The following is a 16341-nucleotide window of genomic DNA, read 5'->3' on the forward strand; positions in this document are numbered from 1 at the left end:
TCAGTGGCTCCGGCGAAGAATTCGCCAGATCATTTGGAAACGTTGGAAGAAAGTCAAGACGAGATATAAAAGTCTCATGAAACTTAACGTTCCAAAACCAAAAGCATGGGAATGGGCGAATACACGAAAAGGCTACTGGCGCATCGCCTGTAGCCATATCTTACATCGGTCGATCACAAACAAAATACTCGAACAGGTGGGACTCAAAAATCTAGTCCATCTGTTCGAGCATGCACACTTAAGCTATTGAACCGCCGTATACGGACCCGTACGTACGGTGGTGTGAGAGGTCGGAGAAATTATCTCCTCCTACTCGATATGGCGATTGATTAGGGACAAACCCATTGTCTGCATCGAGCAAGAATATGAGATGGAAGATTCAATTCTTTTCCAATTCGTGCATAAGGGTGAATGTTTTTTCCTGTCCTTCTATTAAATGGACATTCAGATGTATTCTTCAGCGTTATCAAAAAGGTCGATGTGTTCTTGTATGGTTTGAAGTCTTTTCATATCTTCCTCATAGTGAACATGAATACGGCACAGTTCATTTTTTATCGCAAGTATCTGGAGGTCAAGTTGTTTGTTGTCACTTTGTAACTTCGAAATGATTTCTTGTTTTGATTCGGACGATAATTTGGCTAACAATGACTTTCTCTCCTTTCGGCTCCAAAGCTAATTAATGGTGAATGTCTGATTGAGGATCTAATCATCTTTCTTTTTATATTACTTTGAATAAATAGACAAAAACTGAACGATTTCAGTGACATAAATCATTTACGAGTTTCTAATGAGAAGTTGATTGATCTCTTTTCTTCTTAATAGAACTTTTATTGTGCTCACTTGGCAATTCATGCCCCTGATCGTCAGCGAATATAAGCTGCTCCATTTCTTCAGCCTGAGAGATATGTTTCATTTTTTCTATAAGCGTGCGATCTGAGATTATATAAAAGAGTTTCTCAAAAAAATAGTGATAGTTTTCGGTGTCATGTGCGTTGATGGCAATCATAAAAATTAGGTCTATAGTTTGTTGATCCCAAAGTATAGGCTTATCAAGTAATACAGCGAGGATGACGGATTGCTTCACCAGTTCTTTTGATCCATGAGGAACGGCAATCCCTCGCGCGAGTGCGGTTGACGCGCGTTTTTCGCGGTCAATGACTGATTGAATAAATCCCCTCCGGACAAAGCCTTCAATTTCAAGAAATTTTCCGTATTTCTTGATCAGCGCTTGTTTGTTGTTGACGTGATCTTTGAAGAAGAGGATATGCTTTCTGATACTTGCGTCATGACGCACGATTTTCTGATATTCTTCTTGGAGAATCCAAGAACGTATAGATGCCTGATCCATCTCGTTCAGGAGCGAATGGATGTGCACGGTTTTTTCGGGATTGGGAACTGGCCGACCAGAAGCATTAAGAATCAGATCAAACGATTCAGAGCGTATGGTTTGGAAGATATCATAGGTCATACATGCGTCAACAGATAGTTCTTTAAATTGATGTTCCACCTTGCTTTTGAGAAACGATTCGATACTGAGACCGCCATCACAAACGAGACAAGTATGGATACCCCGCTTATTAGCGGATCTATTGATGGCGGCAACAATGTGCAGGCAGATGTAGCCGAGTTCATTTTCATCAAAGGCAATAGCTTCGTTTTTCTCAATTTCCTCTATTGAAGTCATAACTGCAATGTAGATATTGGTATACTCATATTTAATTTGATCGAGAAGCGGGTTATCAATTTTTATTCCGTAATGCATGCGTTTTATTGCAGGGTACAAATGATTAGCCAAGTTTAATTTAAGTTCTTGGTCGGTGTTCAGGTCGACAGACAGACTCATGCTAAGAATCTTGGTAAATTTATCAATCAATTTTTTGGAATGTAATGAGACTTTATGTGTCAGCGATTCGCAATTTCGTCGTGTTGTTAAAATATAATAGGTTATCTCATTGAGTTCCTCTTGCGAAATGAGTGCATGCAACGTTGATTCTAGGTGCAGCTTAATCAGTTGCGCCACAAGTTTTTCTCGAAGATTTTTTCCGAATGCATGCGCGCATCCAATCCTTTTACCTAATTGGACTCTTTGAACTAAAATGCAGAGTAAGGCAATCATTCGCATGAAGTCAAGTTCGGTATAGCGCTCATTCAAACTAGTTTCGGACATTTCGACTGCGGCGGCCGCCTCGCTAACGATTGTTACCGAAAAAATACGTGAGAGGTGCTCCTTAAAAAGTTCACGATCATTGGTGTGTGCAGAACCTGTTGTCGTGACCGAACATTTCCATGAATAGAAACATAAATCCTTATACGCAAGGCGAATACTTCGCTCATCTCCTGAAAGAAGAATGCCGCGATTCCTTATACTATTAATCGTTACATGATAAGTATTCAGCCATTTGTCTGCTTGTTCCAGCAGCACACCTACAGTTGATCGGGATCGAAAAAGTTGTGCGGCTACTGAATCGATGCTCACCGGCTGCGTTTGTGCCATCAAAAGAAACAAAAGATGGTTTAATTCATCCATGTTCTGGCTGTTGATCGCCATTTCGTTATTTTGCTCAAGTGTCTGATAGATCTTGCTCTTCTGCAACTCAGTTACGTTTATTTTTATGCCTTCATGTTGCCGCTTTTCGATCGTCCCCCCTTTTAGCAACATTTTAAAGTCCTGATCGTTTATATCGTTGTAAATGGTACGCGTTGAGACATGTAGTGAATCTGCTATTTTCTTTGCGGAAATAAACGTGTTCTGTTCTAACAAGAAGCGGATAAGTTGCATGTGACGTGGTTGACTCATAGGATCACTCCTCACCAAGATTAGCTTGTTTTTATCATAAAAGGATGAAATGTTGAAAAAGGCACATCGTTCAGAGTATGGAATGTTGAAGAAGCGACTTGTTATGATTTACACAGCCAATCAAAGGTGTATGTGTTATATAACAAAAATATGTAAGCGCTACATTTTTGAGGGCCTGTTCACAGAAGGGAGATGACATCTATGGAAATCTTGGAGCTTGTAAAGAAGAAGTTGGTCTTCCCTAATATTCGGGTTGACACTCATGAAGAATTATTTCGTTTTATGTTTACCGCATTGCAAGATGCGGGCTGTGTCAAGCAAACCTTTCTTCAAGGGGTGCTTGATCGAGAAGCTCATTTTCCAACAGGTTTAAAGTTGACTCAATTTGGGTGTGCACTGCCGCATACTGATTTGGAACATGTCATTACGCCGGCTATTGCCGTTGCGACATTGAAAGAGCCGGTGCTGTTCAAAAGCATGGAAGATCTTAAAACGATCGTTCCGGTAAATCTTGTTTTCATGCTGGCGCTCAACAAGCCAGAAGATCAACTTTTGGCATTGAAGCAGCTCGCATCGATCATTCAAAATGATGCGCTGATCAAAAAATTAATTGATGCAAACGATCAAGAGTCTTTATTTTCAGCGATTTTAGAAGTTAAGAAATTCAATTCCAATAAATGAACATAAGAAGGGATTTGATGGGATGAGTGTAAAGGTATTGGTGCTCTGTGCAGATGGTGTGGCGACGTCAACTATTGCTTTGGTGGCGCTGCGTGAAGCATTTGAAGAATTGGATATTCAAGCGGACTTTTCGCAAGGACGTGTTGCCGATGCAGCTATGACCATTGAAGCGGGCGATTTTGATTTTATTATTTCAACAGCAGGTATGGAGCTTGATATTGAGTCGGATATTCCCATTTTAAGTGGTGTGCCTTTTCTGACCGGGATTGGCCGAGAACAAGCGTTTGAACAAATTGCGGAAATTATTAACAAGAAGAAGTAGGGGGGATCACCATGTCCGGTTTTCAACAAGTCATGAGTACGTTTGGTGCTGCGATCCTGTTACCAATTATTATTTTTATTTTTGAATTATGTTTGCGTGTCAAACCCACGAAGGCGTTCCGTTCAGCTATTTTCATCGGAATTGGTTTGAATGGATTAGTGTCGATCCTTAATCCGTACTTTCTCGGCTTGATGGGTAAAGCGGTCTCGGAAATGGTGACGTCGAATGGGTTTCAACTACCGTATGTGGATACCGGATGGGCGCTGCTCGCAGCGTTAGGTTATTCGACAACGATTGGGGCGTTAATCATTCCGCTGGGCATTGTTGTTAATCTGATTCTGTTGTGGCTCAAATTGACGGATACTCTGGATCTCGATATTTGGAATTTCTGGCATTGGGCATTTATCGGAAGCATGGTTTACTTTGTGACCGGCAGTCTGATTGCAGGAATTCTGACTTCTGTTGCTGTTGAAATCTTTCTGCTTGTTCTTGCTGATATTACCGCACCCGCCTTTCAAGCACATTTTAAATTACCGGGCATCTCGTTCCCACATGCCAGCGCGCAAGGCGGCGCTCCTGTTGCGTTTTTACTGAAATGGGTGTTTGAACGAATTGGATTAACGAAGATCCAAGTGAATTCAACAACGATTCGCAAGAAGTTCGGCATTTTCGGCGATTCGGTGGTTATCGGCTTTTTGGTGGCTGTGTTGATTGGATTTATTGCGTGGTTTCGCAATCTCGGCGCGATGGAAACATGGAGCGGCATTCTGACACTCGGTGTCGGAACAGGTGCATTCATTTATCTGTATCCAAAAGCGACTGCAGCATTGCTCGAAGGTTTTGCTGTGTTGAATGATAAAGTTCGGACACTGCTGACAAAGAAAGGTGTGAAGCGGCAAATTAATTTTGGTATGGATGGTGCCTTAACTATTGGTCATCCTGATGTGATTACTGTTGGTTTGCTCGGCATGATCTCGACTGTTCCGCTTATTTTCTTTCTGCCGGGCAATCGATTCTTGATGTTGGCAGATCTTGGCGTTACACCGTTTTTCCTAGCCTCTGCCACGGTTGCTATTTTCAGAGGTAATATTATTTGTTCGTATATTACTAATGTGATCAACATCGCGATTACGCTTTACTTTTCAAGTGCCATTTCACCGGAGTTCTTCGCCATTACAGAAAAAGTAGGGATGAAGCTCCCGGATACAGGGGCAGCCATGGTTGGTGCAGATATGCGTCCACTTCACGGAATCTTTTATTACGTTGGTCAGAACTATTTTGTTCTTGTCGGTGTCATTGCACTAACTCTTATTGCAGCTTGGCTGCGCAAACAGCCGAAATACTTGGCTAAGCTTGGGTTTAAGAAAAATGGTGAGTCTTGATGTTTTCGATAGATAAATAAAAGGAGAAAGGCGGGAAGATATCATGGGAAAATGGAAAGTTGTAGCGACAACCGTCACTTTTGGAAAAATCAACAAAGAACCACTAGAGCGCTTAGTGGCTAATGACTGTGAGGTGATGACCAATCCTTTCGGCAGACCCTTTACAAAAGAGGAATTTCTGCACTTTGCGTCTGATGCGGATGCGCTTATCGTTGGGAATGATAAGGTAACCGCCGATATTATTAAGCATTGTCCCAAGCTGAAAGTGATTGCCAAACACGGAGTTGGTGTCGATGGTATCGATGCTCAAGCAGCATATGCACAGGGCATCGCTGTGACTTATGCGCCGGGAACAAATGCGGAGGAAGTGGCTGATCTTGCTTTCGGTTTTATGATTATGATTGCCCGCGGACTTTATCAAGCGAATGCGGACACAAAGGCAGATCACTGGATCAAGCCGACAGGCATTAGTTTTTACCAAAAGACTTTGGGCATTGTTGGTCTCGGAACAATTGGTACAGCGACAGCGAAACGTGCCAAAGGTTTTGGCATGAATCTGCTCGGATATGATCTTCAAGAAAATCCTGCAGCAGCAGCGCTTGGCGTTCACTATACTTCTCTGGAAAAAGTGTTGGCCGAATCGGATTATATTAGTTTACACCTGCCGCTTAATGATGGAACACGCAATCTGATCAATGCTGAAAAAATCGCTTTGATGAAGGATGGCGCCGTACTGGTCAATACAGCGCGCAGTCAATTGGTTGATTACGAAGCGCTTACCGCCGGACTTAAAGAAGGAAAAATTAGAGGGTACGCTACAGATGTCTATGATTACGAGCCGCCTAACCATTTGCCATTGTTTGATTTGCCCAATGTTCTGCTCACGCCGCATTTAGGCGGTACAACAATTGAATCAAATCTGCGAATGGGGAATACGGCGGTTGCTAATGTGTTAGCTGTACTGCAAGGAAGCGCGCCACCAAACCCAGTTCTCTTGCGGTGAAGGAGGGCGAACATGAATAAGAAACAAGCGCTGCTCATTCATCGTAAGGATCACGTCGCAACACTGCTTTGTCCGGTTGCGCCCGGAGATCGGGTAACGATTATCCATAATAAGAGCGAAATTGACCAGATTACCGTGCGCGAAACCATTGATGTCTATCACAAAATCGCAATTCAGGATATTCAGCCCATGCAACCGGTGAACAAGTATGGCGAAGTGATCGGACGCGCCGGAAAATTTATAAAAAAGGGTCAGTGGGTGCATGTCTTTAACTTAGAGAGCGTGATGAATCATGAAAATAAACGCTTATAAACGTCCGGACGGAACCTATGGTATTCGCAATAAACTACTTGTACTTTCGACGGTTGGCTGCGCGAACGAAACGGCCCGATTAATTGCACAGCGTGTTCATGGCGCGGTTTTTGCAGCAAATGCCAAAGGATGCGGTCAAATTGGAACAGGTGTTGAACTAATGAAGCGTTCGTTAATTGGTTTAGCACTGAATCCAAACGTGTTTGGCACACTCATTGTCGGTCTCGGATGCGAGACGATGAGGCCTGTGTCGTTATGTACAGAGATCAAAGGACTTACGTCGAAACCTGTGCATGTGATCACCATTCAAGGAGAAGGCGGCACATTGAAAGCAGTGGAAAAAGGGGCTCGGATCATTCGTGAAATGGCCGAAGTGATGTCGAAACAAACGCGCGTGGAAACGGATCTATCTTCGCTCATTCTCGCGACGAATTGCGGCGGATCCGATGCAACCTCAGGTCTTTCCGCAAATCCTGCATTAGGCAAATGCAGTGATCGTCTCATCGAAGCTGGAGGAACGGTTATTCTTGGCGAAACGACAGAATTGATTGGAACCGAGCATTTACTTGTCAAGCGGGCACGCAACGATCACGTGAAAAGAGATATTTTGACCATAGTCAATGGTTTAGAATCTAATTTTTCTCAATTAGGCATTGATGTACGTGGTGCGAATCCGACGCCGGGGAATATGAAAGGTGGTTTAAGCACGCTCGAAGAGAAAGCGCTCGGAGGCATTTCCAAGGGCGGTTCCACAATGATCAATGAGGTTGTCCGGTATGGCGAACAGCCTAAACAAAGAGGTCTCGTCATTATGGATACACCGGGCTATGACATTGAGTCGATTACAGGCATGACCGCCGGCGGCGCACAAATTTGTATCTTTACAACGGGCAGAGGTACGCCGATTGGCAATCCGATTATGCCGGTCATAAAAGTAACAGGAAACAAAACTACTTTTGAGCGAATGAAAGACAATATTGATTTTGACTGTTCAGAAATTGTGAGCGGCGAAGCGAGTATAGACGTATGCGGTGACCGACTATTCGATGTATTGATATCCGTCTGTGAAGGACAGCAGACCAAAGCAGAAGCCTATGGTTTTGGTGAATTAAGCGTCTATCACAATGATGAGGTGTGGTGCAACTGTCTATAAATCATGAGCAGATAGGGAGTGACCGGTGATGAAAATCACATCCATTGACGTTTATAAAGTCAAACCGAGATGGCTGTTTGTCAAAATAAATACGGATGAGGGTATCAGTGGCTGGGGCGAACTCGTATCCGGTACACGGACAGAGACCGTAGCTGCAGGCTGTAAGGAGATGGGGCAATACATTATCGGCAAAGATCCTCGCCAAATCGAAGATCTCTGGCAGCTGCTCTATCGTTTTTTCTTTCGCGGCGGACCAATTGATATGACAATTGTATCAGGAATCGAAATGGCACTCTGGGATATTAAAGGAAAATACTATAATCTACCGGTCTACGAATTTCTCGGCGGAAAAGCCAGAGACAAAATTATGGTTTATTCATGGATCGGCGGAGACCGCCCAAGTGACGTCGCAAAGGAAGCGTTAATTCGGAAAGAGAAAGGCTTTAAAGCAGTTAAAATGAATGCGACTGAAGAACTTCACTATATAGATTCGTATAAAAAGGTTGAAGCCGTGCTGGAGCGTGTGGACTCGATCCGAAAAGCAGTCGGCAATGATCTGGAAATCGGTGTGGATTTTCATGGGCGTGTCCATAAAGCAATGGCGAAAGTGCTGGCAGCAGAACTGGAAACGTACCGACCGATGTTTCTCGAAGAACCGGTACTTCCGGAGAATAATGAGGCACTTGCAGAGATTTCTGCACATACTTCCATACCCATTGCGACGGGTGAACGGCTCTATACGCGCTGGGCTTTCAAAGATGTATTTAAGAACGGTTACGTAGACATCGTTCAACCCGATCTTGCCCTGACCGGAGGAATTCTTGAGGCGAAGAAAATTGCGGCAATGGCTGAGGCCTTTGATGTGGCTGTTGCCCCGCATGCGCCTTATGGACCGGTTGCATTAGCGTCAACGCTGCAACTTGACGTTTGTACGCCAAATGTATTCATTCAGGAACAGAGCCTAGGCATTCATTATAATCGAGGATTCGACTTGCTTGATTTCGTTAAGAACAAAGAGATTTTTACCTATGAAAACGGTTATGTTTCTATTCCCAAAGGTCCAGGACTGGGACTGGAAATGGATGAAGAAAAGGTGAAGCAAGTCAGTCTTGAGGGGCTCAATTGGCAAAATCCAAAATGGCGGAACGATGATGGAACCATCGCTGAATGGTAAAAAATCAGGAACGAAAGGGTCGGTGCTGATTATGAACGATTACGAGGTGCTTCAGAAAATAAAAGAAAATGGTATTTGTGCAATTGTCAGAGGGACGACGTCAGACAAGATGTGCAAGATCGCCGATGCGCTGCTTGAAGGTGGTGTCACGACGATTGAAGTCACTTTTAATACACCGGGAGCAGCGGAAATGATTCAGGAACTTGTACAAAAGTATAGTGATCGCATGCTCATTGGCGCAGGGACGGTTCTCGATTCAGAAACGGCAAAGGTAGCGATCGTATCAGGGGCATCGTTTATCCTTTCGCCAACCCTGAATGTCGAGATGATCAAAACATGTCAACGCTATAGTGTGCTTCCGGTTCCAGGAGTAACGACACCAACTGAAGCGCTTACTGCATGGGAGAACGGGGCACGTATTGTGAAGGTCTTCCCGGCCGGTGTGCTTGGACCTAATTATATTAAGCAATTAAAAGGACCGTTGTCACAGATCGAAATGATGGCAGTAGGGGGCGTCAATGTAGAAAATTTTGGAGATTTCATTAAAGCAGGTGCAACGTCTGCAGGCATTGGCGGGGAATTAGTTAATAAGAAGCTCGTTGAAGCAAATGATTTTAAGACCATTACTGAGCGAGCAGCCTCTTTTGTCAAGGTATTTCAAGGTGCTGTACAAAGTGCTTGATTAAATAAATGAGAAAATTCAACAGGTACTAAAACCCCACGGATCACTTTGGACTGTGGGGTTTTATTGGTTTTTCCAGTCAACTCAATGGTTATTTTTTGCTCACCTGAAATTTCCTCATCGGTTAGCAAACCATGTTGTATAGTCAGTGATTACACTTTTTTCTTCATCGTTTAAATTGACAGCATCCTCCCTCTCTTTACGTACTAGCTATTAAATGGATTAAAGATTTTTCGTTCTATTCTATTATATAATGAAGGGTGAAATCTATTATGAAGTGACGGTTTATTTTCATTATTGAGCAAGAAAAATGGCATCCTTGGAAAGGAAGATTGAGATATGGGCCATTATTGCAGAATTTGCGGGCGAACGCGACCAAATGAAAAGTTTTCAGGGAAAGGGCATAGAAAGCATATTTGTAAAGAGTGTTCTCGCAAAAAACCGATGAAAAACAGTAGGCATGAGAATGATGCTGTTTCAGCTGAACTTAAATCGTTGATCGACACAATGCCGCCTCACATGCAAAACGTTGGCGATGATAATCTTGCACTTAATGATTGTGATTTTAATAAACACGACGCAGATGAACCATACGATGAGGATCTGCCCTTTTGAAAAGAGGAAATTTGAATGAGTGACAAAGTTGATAAGAAAACGGAGAAGGCACTGCTGCATGCGCTGGAAAATGCGAAGGCATATACGCAGAAGTTGCGGGAAGGCAGAGACAAGCGACTGTGGCAACCGGTTGATGTTCCATGCAGCCTTTTTGACGCGCTATGCAGACTGACAAAGGATAAGCTGGATGAGATACGCAGAACCTATCAATTTAAAGGTCTTAGTGCACTTAAGAAAGCAGAATTGGCTTCAGAGCTGTCCCGTGGCATTCCTATAGTATTTCACAATGTTCTCAACACCTTGGATCAAGGCAGGTTTGCCCTGATTAAAGACATCGTGAGCCATTCAGGCATGATTGCTGATTGCGGACTGTCAGATTCGAAGATCGAGACATTGATGAAGCACAGTATCCTCTTTCCCGGAAGTTATGAAGATAAAAAGGTTCTCTTTATGCCGCATGAGTTAATCAGCATCTTTGAAGAAAGCGGTGGCGACGCGCTGCAGCAAGTTGTTCGCCGCAATACAGAGTGGATTCAATTAACGCACGGCCTGCTTCATTACTTTGGTGTGATGGATACAGGGCGCATTATGGATAAGCTTGAAAGGCTGACTGGGCATTCCGTTGGTATCCATGATTTTCTGAGTGTGATGACTTTCGCCTGTGATTTTTACGGACAGGCAAGCCTAACTGCTACGGGTATGCGCGATTGCAGAGCCTTTGACGCAGAAAAGATTGTTGAAGAATACCTCATGCACCCGGATGTGGAGGACTATCCGTTTACGAAAAATCAGCTCATGAAAGCCGCCGATCCAGGTTACGTTGAGCGATCTCCGCAGATGAATCGATTAATCCAACTCCTATTGGACTATTATCAATTGCCTAAGGGAGAAATTGACGAACTCATGTTGCAGATCAGCTCGATCATTCAATCGGATGCAAGCCCCACAAAGGTGATTCAATTTCTGCAGATGCAGATGGAATTTCCCTCGTTTGATTTTGTGCAGCAGTTACTGGCCGAAGTAACCGAGGTTAACAATCATACACGTCAGTGGGTGCTAAAGGGGCATACACCACATGAGTTGTTTCAGAAAGAAAAGGAACACCTGATAGCCGTGCCGGGTCAATCTCTTGCGCCCGTTCGTTCCCAACTGCCGACCACCAGCAACTCGGTAACCCATGCTAAGGTCGGCCGCAATGATCCTTGCCCATGTGGCAGTGGCAAGAAATATAAGAAGTGTTGCGGGAAATGAAGGAACGAAATAAATGATCTGTTATACAAAACGTCCACTCGTGTATCGAAAAAAATGGTTATTGGATTTGCTTAAAGGAGAGACGGATCATGTCTAAGTTGAATTTGCTTTGGCTGATTTGGCAAAATGCGGAAACTAGGCAGAGATATCATGTGGGTAACTTAATCAAATCTAACGGTCACTATATCTTCTATTATGATCGGATATGATCGGACAAATAAGCATCGTGGATTAAAAGATGCATTATCAAATGGATATTACCCACATATTGCATTTCATGATCTGAAAAAGTTTTACGTTTCAGATAAATTATTTGGACCGTTTTTAAGAAGAATACCTAATACCAAAAGGCCAGATTTTTCATCATTACTCATTAAATTAGGGCTACCAAAAGCTTTTGATGATATGGATCTTCTTCAGGCAACAGGAGGGAGACTAGCTACGGATACCTATGAATTTGTTTCCCCGATTCTGATCAATGATGGAAACTTTAAGCTGAACTTTTACATTGCAGGTTTAAGACACTATTATTCAGGAGCGGTTCATGATCTTTCTTTTAAAAATAAATTGTTGCTTGAGAAGGATCCTGAAAATAAATATGATCCATTTGCAGTAAAAATTAGACTGTGTGATGGGGTAATGTTAGGATTTGTTCCGGCATTTTATAGTGAATTTGTCACCAAAGTAATTGATCACCAATGTCGATTCCAGCTTGAAATCGACCGACTTGACTCATTTGCAATGCCGCAATTACAAGTGCATGTTTCGTTTTTTGGTTCGTTAAACAAGAGTTCATCAGAAATTGAAAATTATTATGTTGGTACTACACCGTGATAGCCGATGAGCAGCCATTGTCCTATCAATTTATTTTACAAAAGAAATCGACTAGCTAAGCATACGTTATGCCAGCTGGTCGATTTTTGCTTTCTTTATTTGTCACCATCTTTCACCCTGTACATCCGGTCGGTTTCATGTTAATTCTCATTTGATTTTTTTTATCGAATGTGTGTCCTAATTGCAATTTAGTATTCGTGACGTATTTTGCGATGCAAAATCAGTAGCTGCGTTATTTAATGCGTCTCTTGACTCATCGGATAGAAACAAGCGGCCTCATGATCTTCAGAAAGCTTGACCAATTCCGGATCATGGTTTTTGCAGTAGTCTTTTGCAATCGGGCATCTCGGATAGAACGAGCATCCTGATGTGTGGCCTGCTAGGTCTGGTGGATCATTTTTTAAAAGTGTCCATTCGCTTGTTTTGCTGTTTTCGGATCAGGGATCGGAATTTTTTTTCGTGGATTGTACAGCCCTGCAAATGATTGATCTATCAATCATTTGCTAGTTTTTTATGTCAGATAGTATGACACAATGTTAAGATATATTAAAATATTATATTGACATTTAAATATTTTGAATATATCATTTAGTCATTGAAGGATATAACATTATAATACGTATTGATATTATCTCACTATTCAAAATGAGTTGATATAAATCTATCGTTAAAGGAGATGTATTGAGTTGGGGAAAAGGGTATTTAAAATCATTTCAGCATTGTCTTTTGTGTTCATTATGATGTTCTCGCTAGCTGCTTGTGGAAGCAATGGGGACAAGAAGACGGGTTTGGAAAAGATCAAGGCGAAGGGAACACTTGTTGTTGGCCTCAGTGCAGCGACTCCACCGTATGAATTTCATTACAGTAACAACGGCAAAAATGAGCTTAAAGGTGCCGATCTTGAACTGGTGAAGCGCATCGCAAAGCAAATGGATGTTAAATACGAGATTAAGGACATGGACTTTGATGGATTGCTGCCGGCTTTGCAGAGTGGAAAAATAGATATGATCGTTTCTGCAATGAGTCCGACACCGGAACGTGAGAAAGCAGCGGATTTTTCAAAAGTCTACTATAAAAGCACCAATGTGTTTGTTGTAAAGAAAAGTGAATTGAGTAAATACGCGAAGCCTTCCGCATTGAAAAATGCGACAGTGGCTACGATTAATTCCTCGACTCAGCAGGCGGTTACTCAAAAGTATTTTCCAAAAGCCCATTTAAAACTATTCGGAAAATCGAATGACTTGGCGCTTGCTGTTGCCCATAATAAGGCCGATGCCATGCTTGTTGACGTGCCAACAGCTGAACTGCTCATTCGAGCGAATCCGTCGCTTGCGCAAACAAATTTAAAATACAATGACGATACTGCCGGTGCAGCGATCGCAATGCCGAATCACTCAAGCAAAGATTTGAAGGATGCGGTAAACACCGCGATCACGAAATACAAAGGGCAGTATGAAAAATGGATTATCGAACAAGTGAAGTATGTTAAGGAATAAACAAGAGATTACACTCGTCAAATAATGAGCCGTACGAAAGTGTCTTTTCAGTATTTATATAATTCCAATAATTGGGATTGGGGTTGGAATTCTTGAATTTCTCTTTTTTGGGATCATACTACAGCTTCTTTTTACAAGGGGCGTATGTAACTGTATTGCTGGCAATTATTTCAGTGATTGCCGGTACGATTTTAGGAGTCCTATTAACTTTAATGAGACGTTCCAAAATTAAAGTGGTTCGCTGGATCAGTATTGCTTACGTTGAATTTATCAGAGGGACTCCATTACTTGCGCAAGTGTATCTTGTCTATGTTGGCTTGCCCATGCTTCTCCAACTTAATATTCCCGATTTTACAACGGGGGCTATTGCGCTTACGATCCATGCCTCGGCTTATATCTCGGAAACGATGCGCTCAGGGATTGAAGCGGTGCCCTATGGTCAGTCAGAAGCCGCAAGAAGTCTTGGAATGAACAGCAGAAGGACAATGCTTGACATTATTCTTCCGCAAGCTTTTAAAAACATTCTGCCGGCTCTTGGCAATCAGTTTATCGGCAACATTAAAGATTCATCCCTGGTGTCCGTGATCGGGATCGCCGAGCTCATGTATGAGACAACCACGGTACGCGGAACAACCGCCCTTGGACTTGAACCCATTATCGTGTGTTCCTTGATCTATCTTGTTCTGACCTTAACGTTGACAAGATTGCTCACGTTCGTTGAAAGGAGGTTAAAAAGCAGTGATCACCGTTAAACATTTGTACAAGTCCTTTAATAGTCATGAAGTGCTGAGTGATATAAACTGTACGATTCATGACGGTGAAGTGATTGTCATTATCGGTCCTTCCGGTTCCGGAAAAAGTACACTATTGCGCTGTCTCAATTTGCTGGAAACACCGACTCAGGGGTCGATCATTATTGATGGGCAGGATATTACGGATCGGAAAGTCAACATTGATCAAGTCAGGGAAAAAATGGGCATGGTTTTCCAGCAATTTAACCTCTTTCCTCATAAAACGGTGATTAAGAATATCTGTCATGCGCCCATCCGTGTGAGAAAAATGAAAAGGGGTGATGCAGAACAGCAGGGCATGGATTTACTGAGTAAAGTTGGATTGAGAGAAAAAAAGGATGTTTATCCAATTACCCTCTCCGGCGGCCAGCAGCAAAGAATTGCAATTGCGCGGGCACTGGCGATGCAGCCGACTGCGATGCTGTTTGACGAACCGACATCGGCGTTGGATCCCGAAATGGTAAGCGAGGTTCTGGCCGTTATTAAAGACTTGGCTAAAGAGGGCATGACCATGGTGATCGTCACCCACGAGATGGGGTTTGCCAAAGAAGTTGGTGATCGGATTATCTTCATGGATGGCGGCCAAATCGTCGAAGAAAATACGCCGGAGGAATTGTTTCGCCATCCGCAACATGCACGCACGCAAAATTTTCTGTCTAAAATTCTTCATTAACTAATTGTAATTCTTGGGAGGAAAAATCGTTGGAACTTAATCAAATCATTCAATCCATTCAGAGCAAGCAAAGTGAAATTAGCAGTGTCTATTTTGTAGGATGCGGAGGATCAAAAGCGGATCTCTATCCGGGCTTCTACTTTCTGCGAAAGAATGCAAAGAAGCTGATTGCCGGTCATTTTACAGCGAATGAATTTAACTACGATACGCCTGCTGCAGTTGGCGAACACAGTATCGTGATTACGTGCTCGCTGGGCGGGACCACTCCGGAAACCGTTCAGGCAACGAGCCTTGCGAAATCACTTGGTGCGCACACGATTGCAGTGACTCATGAACCTCAATCGCCTTTGACGAAAGATGCAGACTATGTGGTAACGCACGGATTTCATGAGAGCTATTCGGCTAAGGTATCAAAAATGACCAAAGTATTGACGCTGGCAGTAGAAATTTTGAACACTTTCGAAGGGTACGATGCCTACGATCATTTCATCGAAGGTTTAGGGAAAATTTATGATGTGATCGATGACGCGACAGAATCATTGCTTCCTCAGGCGAAAAAGTTTGGTGAAGCCTACAAGGATGCTCCGGTCATTTATGTCATGGGCAGTGGAGCGACAACAGAAGTCGCCTATTCCTTCTCCATTTGTCTGCTGCTTGAGATGCAATGGATCAATTCTAGCTCATTCAGTGATGGTGAATTCTTCCACGGTCCTTTTGAAATCGTTGAAAAAGATAAACCATTCCTGTTACTGATGAACGAGGGCAGCACGCGTCCAATGGATTCACGGGCCTTGGAATTCCTAAATCGTTTCGATGCGCAAACAACAGTAGTCGATGCAAAGGATTTCGGGTTGTTCAATTATATCGCCGAAGATGTCATTGATTATTTCAATCCTATTTTAATCGAAGGTGTGCTTCGTGTTTTTGCAGAACAATTAGCGATTGCCCGCAAGCACCCGTTGACAAAAAGAAGATATATGTGGAAGATGTCGTATTAATTTTCTGCAAAAACAGAAGTCGGCGCATCTTCACGGAAATACCATTGCCGATAGACAATAAACTGTATTTATTAGGATCATCGCGTTCCTCATTTCTGATCGGGCCGGTGATCTTTTCTATTAAAATACGAAGTTTGACTATCTGATACAAAAAGGTGTACAGCGATGAGTTATGCG

Annotated in this window: 16 protein-coding genes and 2 pseudogenes; 15 read left to right on the top strand and 3 right to left on the bottom strand. The window is 42.9% G+C overall.

Annotated elements, in window-relative coordinates:
• A pseudogene (locus BM003_RS13395) lies at positions 1–250 on the top strand (group II intron reverse transcriptase/maturase); the annotation flags it as partial.
• 194 nt (positions 251–444) lie between these two features.
• Here the strand turns inward: BM003_RS13395 and BM003_RS13400 are convergent.
• Together BM003_RS13400 and BM003_RS13405 are read right to left on the bottom strand one after the other, a co-directional pair.
• Positions 445–645, bottom strand: a complete 201-nt coding sequence (locus BM003_RS13400) for a hypothetical protein (protein ID WP_093673923.1) — start codon at positions 643–645, stop codon at positions 445–447.
• Between the two features lie 139 nt (positions 646–784).
• Entirely contained in the window at positions 785–2797 is a 2013-nt protein-coding gene (locus BM003_RS13405; protein WP_093673925.1) for a BglG family transcription antiterminator, read from the bottom strand.
• Positions 2798–2998: 201 nt separating this feature from the next.
• On the opposite strand from BM003_RS13405, the gene BM003_RS13410 reads away from it, so the two are divergent.
• The 10 genes from BM003_RS13410 (at position 2999) to BM003_RS13460 (ending at position 12206) form a co-directional block, all read left to right on the top strand.
• On the top strand, positions 2999–3478 hold the full coding sequence (locus BM003_RS13410; RefSeq protein ID WP_177184796.1) for a PTS sugar transporter subunit IIA: 480 nt from the start codon (positions 2999–3001) through the stop codon (positions 3476–3478).
• Positions 3479–3500: 22 nt separating this feature from the next.
• Positions 3501–3800, top strand: coding sequence for a PTS sugar transporter subunit IIB (locus BM003_RS13415; protein WP_093673929.1), 300 nt, complete (start codon positions 3501–3503; stop codon positions 3798–3800).
• Between the two features lie 11 nt (positions 3801–3811).
• A complete protein-coding gene (locus BM003_RS13420; RefSeq protein ID WP_093673931.1) occupies positions 3812–5182 on the top strand; it encodes a PTS transporter subunit IIC in 1371 nt (456 codons plus the stop codon).
• A gap of 43 nt (positions 5183–5225) precedes the next feature.
• Positions 5226–6185 carry a phosphoglycerate dehydrogenase gene (locus tag BM003_RS13425; protein WP_093673933.1) on the top strand — a complete coding sequence of 320 codons (960 nt, stop codon included), beginning with the start codon at positions 5226–5228 and terminating at the stop codon, positions 6183–6185.
• A 12-nt stretch (positions 6186–6197) separates the two neighbouring features.
• Positions 6198–6497 carry a UxaA family hydrolase gene (locus BM003_RS13430; RefSeq protein ID WP_093673935.1) on the top strand — a complete coding sequence of 100 codons (300 nt, stop codon included), beginning with the start codon at positions 6198–6200 and terminating at the stop codon, positions 6495–6497.
• Positions 6478–7650 (top strand): UxaA family hydrolase, encoded by a 1173-nt coding sequence (locus BM003_RS13435; protein ID WP_093673937.1) that lies wholly within the window; start codon positions 6478–6480, stop codon positions 7648–7650. The genes BM003_RS13430 and BM003_RS13435 overlap by 20 nt, the downstream gene beginning before the upstream one ends.
• 28 nt (positions 7651–7678) lie before the next feature.
• On the top strand, positions 7679–8824 hold the full coding sequence (gene dgoD / locus BM003_RS13440) for a galactonate dehydratase (protein ID WP_093673939.1): 1146 nt from the start codon (positions 7679–7681) through the stop codon (positions 8822–8824).
• Entirely contained in the window at positions 8802–9506 is a 705-nt protein-coding gene (locus tag BM003_RS13445) for a bifunctional 4-hydroxy-2-oxoglutarate aldolase/2-dehydro-3-deoxy-phosphogluconate aldolase (protein ID WP_245734279.1), read from the top strand. Before dgoD ends, BM003_RS13445 begins: the two co-directional genes overlap by 23 nt.
• Positions 9507–10136: 630 nt before the next feature.
• On the top strand, positions 10137–11372 hold the full coding sequence (locus BM003_RS13455) for a YecA family protein (protein ID WP_093673943.1): 1236 nt from the start codon (positions 10137–10139) through the stop codon (positions 11370–11372).
• Positions 11373–11567: 195 nt separating this feature from the next.
• The gene (locus tag BM003_RS13460; RefSeq protein ID WP_093673945.1) at positions 11568–12206 is read left to right on the top strand and encodes an HIRAN domain-containing protein; all 639 of its coding nucleotides are present in this window, start codon (positions 11568–11570) and stop codon (positions 12204–12206) included.
• 236 nt (positions 12207–12442) lie between these two features.
• Here BM003_RS13460 and BM003_RS18265 read toward each other — a convergent pair.
• A pseudogene (locus BM003_RS18265) lies at positions 12443–12619 on the bottom strand (oligopeptide/dipeptide ABC transporter ATP-binding protein); the annotation flags it as partial.
• A 273-nt stretch (positions 12620–12892) separates the two neighbouring features.
• Here BM003_RS18265 and BM003_RS13470 point away from each other — a divergent pair.
• The 4 genes from BM003_RS13470 (at position 12893) to BM003_RS13485 (ending at position 16164) form a co-directional block, all read left to right on the top strand.
• Entirely contained in the window at positions 12893–13702 is an 810-nt protein-coding gene (locus tag BM003_RS13470; protein ID WP_093673947.1) for a transporter substrate-binding domain-containing protein, read from the top strand.
• A gap of 92 nt (positions 13703–13794) precedes the next feature.
• A complete protein-coding gene (locus BM003_RS13475; protein ID WP_093673949.1) occupies positions 13795–14454 on the top strand; it encodes an amino acid ABC transporter permease in 660 nt (219 codons plus the stop codon).
• Positions 14441–15166 carry an amino acid ABC transporter ATP-binding protein gene (locus tag BM003_RS13480; RefSeq protein WP_093673951.1) on the top strand — a complete coding sequence of 242 codons (726 nt, stop codon included), beginning with the start codon at positions 14441–14443 and terminating at the stop codon, positions 15164–15166. The genes BM003_RS13475 and BM003_RS13480 overlap by 14 nt, the downstream gene beginning before the upstream one ends.
• 29 nt (positions 15167–15195) lie before the next feature.
• Positions 15196–16164, top strand: coding sequence for an SIS domain-containing protein (locus tag BM003_RS13485; protein ID WP_093673953.1), 969 nt, complete (start codon positions 15196–15198; stop codon positions 16162–16164).
• Positions 16165–16341 lie beyond the last annotated feature (177 nt).

The organism is Sporolactobacillus nakayamae (genome assembly GCF_900113325.1).
GTDB lineage: Bacteria > Bacillota > Bacilli > Bacillales > Sporolactobacillaceae > Sporolactobacillus > Sporolactobacillus nakayamae.